Here is a 4,300-nt window from a genome sequence, read left to right as displayed (position 1 = left end):
CGCACAGGCGGCGGAGTCGGCTCCGCCGCTGCGGGCCGGGCGGGATCACCGCCCGGCCCGGAAACCGTCGTCGGACGACGCGGTGTCAGGTGGTGCTGTGTCAGATGACGCAGTGCGCGGCGATGGCGAACTGGCCACCCACGATGTCGTCCAGCTCCTCGTCGGAGAGCTCGGTGATGTCGATGTCGTCGAAGTTGTTCATGACGTTTCCTCTCGGGTGTGGCCTCTTCACGCCCGCCGGCCGGATAAAGCTGCGGCTGCGGCGGTTTCCGTAGTTTCCTCGGAAATGGCCGCCTGGGGGCCGGTGGCCCGCCGAAGGTCGCGTCAGCACCAGGTCAGGAGGCGAGAAGAAGCGCGGATTGATGGTGTTTCACCATCTCCGGTCCGGCTGACCGGATGTCAAAACCATAGATCCGGTCGAGCCGTATCTGCAAGTCCCGAATGGCATTCTCCGGAAATTGTCCGGCGTTCCGGAAAATGACATGCCGAAATGACCGGAGGTGCCGGACGGGAATTCGTGAATTCCTGCCCGGCGCCGCCGGCCGTGCCATTGAAACGGATTTTCGGAGGGTGGGGGATCAGCGGTGGCAGACGGCGAAATGCGCCGTGAGCACGTACGGCAGGGTGCCGTCGGGGGCGCGCAGCGGCGCCAGGGCGTCCTCGGCCGCCGCGCGGGCGGCCGGCAGTCGGTCACGCGGGACGCTCTCCCAGAACGCCCGCGCGGCGGTGGACCACATCCACGCCCACCAGTGGTCGGCGTCCCGGAAGGAGGCCGCCAGGCGCTCCTGGTACAGCTCGACGCGGGCGAAGCCCGCGGCGAGCGCGAGCTCCCGGACCGACTCCGGGGTCGGCGGTCTGCGCTGTCCCGGTACGCCGCGCTCGATCTCCTCGGGCGTACCCGGGCCGAACGGCCGGGTCGCCTCGACCACGCCGTCCCAGCCGGGCGGCTCCGGGCCCCACCAGGAGAGCGCCAGCCGCCCGCCGGGGCGCAGCGCCGAGTGGAAGCCGCGCAGGGTCCGGTCGGGCCGGCGCAGGAAGGAGAGCACCATGCCCGCCAGGACGGCGTCGTAGCCGCCGGGCGGCGGGCGCAGCGCCTCGGGGTCCGGGTCCTCGAGGTCGCCGACGTACGTGCGCAGCGGGTGCGGCCACTCCTCGGCGGCCTGCTGCCGGACGCGTTCGATCATCTCCGGGGAGGCATCGATGCCCGTCACGCTGCCCGGCGGCCCGGCCGCGCGGGCGGCCGGGAAGAGGCTCGCACCGGTGCCGCAGCCGGCATCGAGGACGTGCTCGCCCGCGCCGATGCGGGCGTGCGCCACCAGCAGACGGCCCGCGGCGGGGAACAGGTCGATGCCCACGCGGTCGTAGCTGGCCGCGGCGCGGTCGAAGAGCCCCGCGATGCGGTCGCCGTCGGGTGGGGCGGGGGTGGGACGGTGCACGGGACAGACTCCTAGTGGATGCGGACGCGAAGCCCGAGGATGCGGTCGGAGCCCAGGTGCGGGGCCCGCTCGAAGGTGGCGGGGTCGTGGCTCATCCGGATGCCGTCCGCCGCGAGCACCCGGCACAGGGCGTCCGTCGCGCCGCGCGCCAGAGGGGCGCCGACGCAGTAGTGGGAGCCGGCGCCGAAGGCCAGCGGACGGGCCTCATGGGCACCCGGGCGCCAGGCGAGCGGGTCCGGGAAGACGGTGTCGTCCAGGCTCGCCGACGCGAGGATCAGCATCACCCGCTGCCCGGCGGCGACCCGGTGGCCGGCGATCTCCATCTCCCGCACGGCGTACCGGGGGGCGAACCGGAACGGACAGCTGATCCGCAGCACCTCGTCCGTGAACTCCCCCTGCGTGGCGGCGGATCCGTCCGCCGGGCCGGCGGCCGCGAACTGCTCACCGCCCCGCACGACCGCCTCGGTCAGGACGGCGGCGAGCGGCTCGATGGTGCCGGTGACGATCTGCGCGGTCACCGCGACCGCGACATCGGGCCCCAGCCGGGGATCGTCGGCCATGTCCCGCAGGATCAGGGCGAGTTCGCCCTCGGCCCGGTCCAGGATGTGCTCCCGTACCTCGGCCCGGGCACGGTCCAGCGAGGCGGCCGCCGCGCGCGCCAGGCCGTCATCGGTGTACGACCTGGGCTTGGCCAGATAGGCCATCAGCCCGTCCGTCGCCCGCGCGAGGTCGCCCATCCGGTCCTGGCCGGTGCCGAACAGCCGGGCCAGCACGGACAGCGAGTAGGGCCGGCAGAACCCGTCGATCCAGTCGCACTCCCCGCCCGCGTCCCGCAGGCCGGTGAGCAGGTCCCGGCAGTGGCCCTCCAGCTGTGCGACCAGGGCGGCGGTGCTCCGCCGGTCGAGGGCCGGACGGATCCGGGCGCGGACCTCCTGGTGGTAGGGCCCGGAGCTGAACACGGGCCACCGGCCGAAGAAGTCCCGGACCGGCCGGTGCAGCGCGATCTGCTGCTCCGACAGGCCGGTACCGGCCAGCGGGTCACCCGGCGGTGCGCTGGTCAGCCCCGGGTGCAGCAGCAGCTCCCGGACCAGCTCGTGGCCGGTCACCAGCAGCGCGCCGCTGCGCGGGTCCGGCAGGGCCACGGCCGTCGCCAGCGCCCGCAGGGCCTCCCGGGGATCCGCCGCGGAGTAGTCGCCGTAGAGCAGGTCGGCGAGGTCCGGTCCGGGCATCGAAGTCTCCTTCATGGTGCGCGGGTCCCGTCCGGACGCACGGTCCGTCCGGTGCGCGCGGATTCGTACAGGGCGAGGGTCAGGGCGAGTGAGCGGCGAGCCTCCTGCCCGCTCACCGCGGGGGGACGTCCGTGCTCGACGGCGTCGCAGAAGTCCGCCAGTTGGTCGCGGTGCGGTGCGGCGGGCATCCCGGTGGGGTCGCGCTCGTCGTCGTACCGCAGCGGGAGACCGGCGCTGCGGTCGCCGGCTCCGTACGCGCCGTAGGGGTCGGCGCTCTCGCCGTCCGTCCGGGCGTGGAAGTAGGCCATCCGGTCGTCGTCGAGGACGGCGGAACCGCGGGTGCCGTGGACCGCCAGCCGGGCGGTGCGGCCCGGGTAGGCCGCGGTGGTCGCCAGGACGGTGGCCAGCGCGCCGTTGGCGAACCGGACCACCGCCGCCGCGGTGTCCTCCACGTCGAGGCCGCGGTGCGCCAGGAGCGCCGTGTGGGCGGTGACTTCGACCGCCTCGCCCATCACCCAGCGGAGCAGGTCGAGGGTGTGGATGCCCTGGTTCATGACCGCGCCGCCGCCGTCGAGGCGGGCCGTGCCGCGCCACCGACCGGAGTCGTAGTAGCCCTGCGACCGCCACCACGGCACCTCGGCGTGCGCGGAGGTGAGGGCGCCCAGCGTCCCGGCCCGGACCGCGTCGTACAGGTACCGGGCGGCGGGGTCGAACCGGTGCTGCAGGACGACGCCCAGGGTGCGCCCGGTGGACCGGGCCGTCCCGATCAGCCGGTCGGCCGCGGCCAGGCTCACCTCCAGCGGTTTCTCCACCAGCACGTGCTTGCCCGCCCGCAGGGCGGCCTCGCCGATCCCGGCGTGCAGGCCGCTGGGCACGCAGACGCAGACCGCGTCCAGATCGGGCCGGGCCAGCAGTTCCCGTGCCGTGGCGTGCCAGTCGCAGCCGTGCTCGGCCGCCAGGGCACGGGCACGGTCCGGGCTGCGGCCCGCGACGGCCACCAGGGTGGCGCGTCCGGGCAGCCGGGCGAGGGTCCGGGCGTGGACCCCGCCGATCACTCCGGCGCCGATGATGCCGAATCTGAGCATCCTGTGCCTCCTAGCGGGCGGGGTGACGGGTGGCGGACGCGGCGGGCCGGGCACCGTCGAGCGGGGCACCGTCGAGTGGGGCACCGTCGAGTGGGGCACCGTCGAGCAGGGCCGCGGTGAGTTCGTCGCGGTGGGTCAGCGCCCAGCGGGCGTCGCGGTCGACGCCGTCGGCCAGGCCCGACTCCACCAGGTGGACGAAGGCCGGTTCGCCCGCCGCCGCCTGCCGCCGGATCAGGTCCAGGGTGAAGCGGATCCGGGTCGAGGCGAGCGCGGCCAGACCCGGGCGGCGGTCCGGCCCCAGCCCGTACCCGTCGGCCAGCAGCCGGAAGCGGCGGCCGCGGTCCGGCGGGGCCGGCCAGCCGAGCGCCGCGCAGCCGGCGTCGTCGGTCAGCGGCGCGAACTGCCAGGCGGCCTGGGCCAGGTCCCACTCCGGGGTGCCGGGCCCGGCGGCGTCCCAGTCGACGAAGGCGACCGGCCGGCCGGCCACGAAGACGGTGTTGCGCGGCGCGATGTCGTTGTGGCACACGACCGTCGCCGCGCCCGCCGGCGC

4 protein-coding genes are annotated in these 4,300 nt (G+C 75.1%); all 4 read right to left on the bottom strand.

What is annotated here, in order from left to right:
* Window positions 1-578: 578 nt before the first annotated feature.
* On the bottom strand, window positions 579-1,436 hold the full coding sequence (locus AA75_RS15760; RefSeq protein WP_051812503.1) for a class I SAM-dependent methyltransferase: 858 nt from the start codon (window positions 1,434-1,436) through the stop codon (window positions 579-581).
* Window positions 1,437-1,447: 11 nt separating this feature from the next.
* A complete protein-coding gene (locus AA75_RS47510; RefSeq protein WP_033820651.1) occupies window positions 1,448-2,665 on the bottom strand; it encodes a cytochrome P450 in 1,218 nt (405 codons plus the stop codon).
* Between the two features lie 11 nt (window positions 2,666-2,676).
* Window positions 2,677-3,750 (bottom strand): Gfo/Idh/MocA family protein, encoded by a 1,074-nt coding sequence (locus AA75_RS15750; protein ID WP_033820650.1) that lies wholly within the window; start codon window positions 3,748-3,750, stop codon window positions 2,677-2,679.
* A 10-nt stretch (window positions 3,751-3,760) separates the two neighbouring features.
* On the bottom strand, window positions 3,761-4,300 hold a 540-nt coding region (locus AA75_RS49390), incomplete at its 5' end, for a phosphotransferase family protein (RefSeq protein ID WP_158515509.1).

The sequence above is a fragment of the Kitasatospora sp. MBT63 genome (genome assembly GCF_000710465.2).
Lineage (GTDB): Bacteria > Actinomycetota > Actinomycetes > Streptomycetales > Streptomycetaceae > Kitasatospora.
Note: the sequence above shows the minus strand (reverse complement) of the source record. Positions and strands in the feature narration are given on the sequence as shown.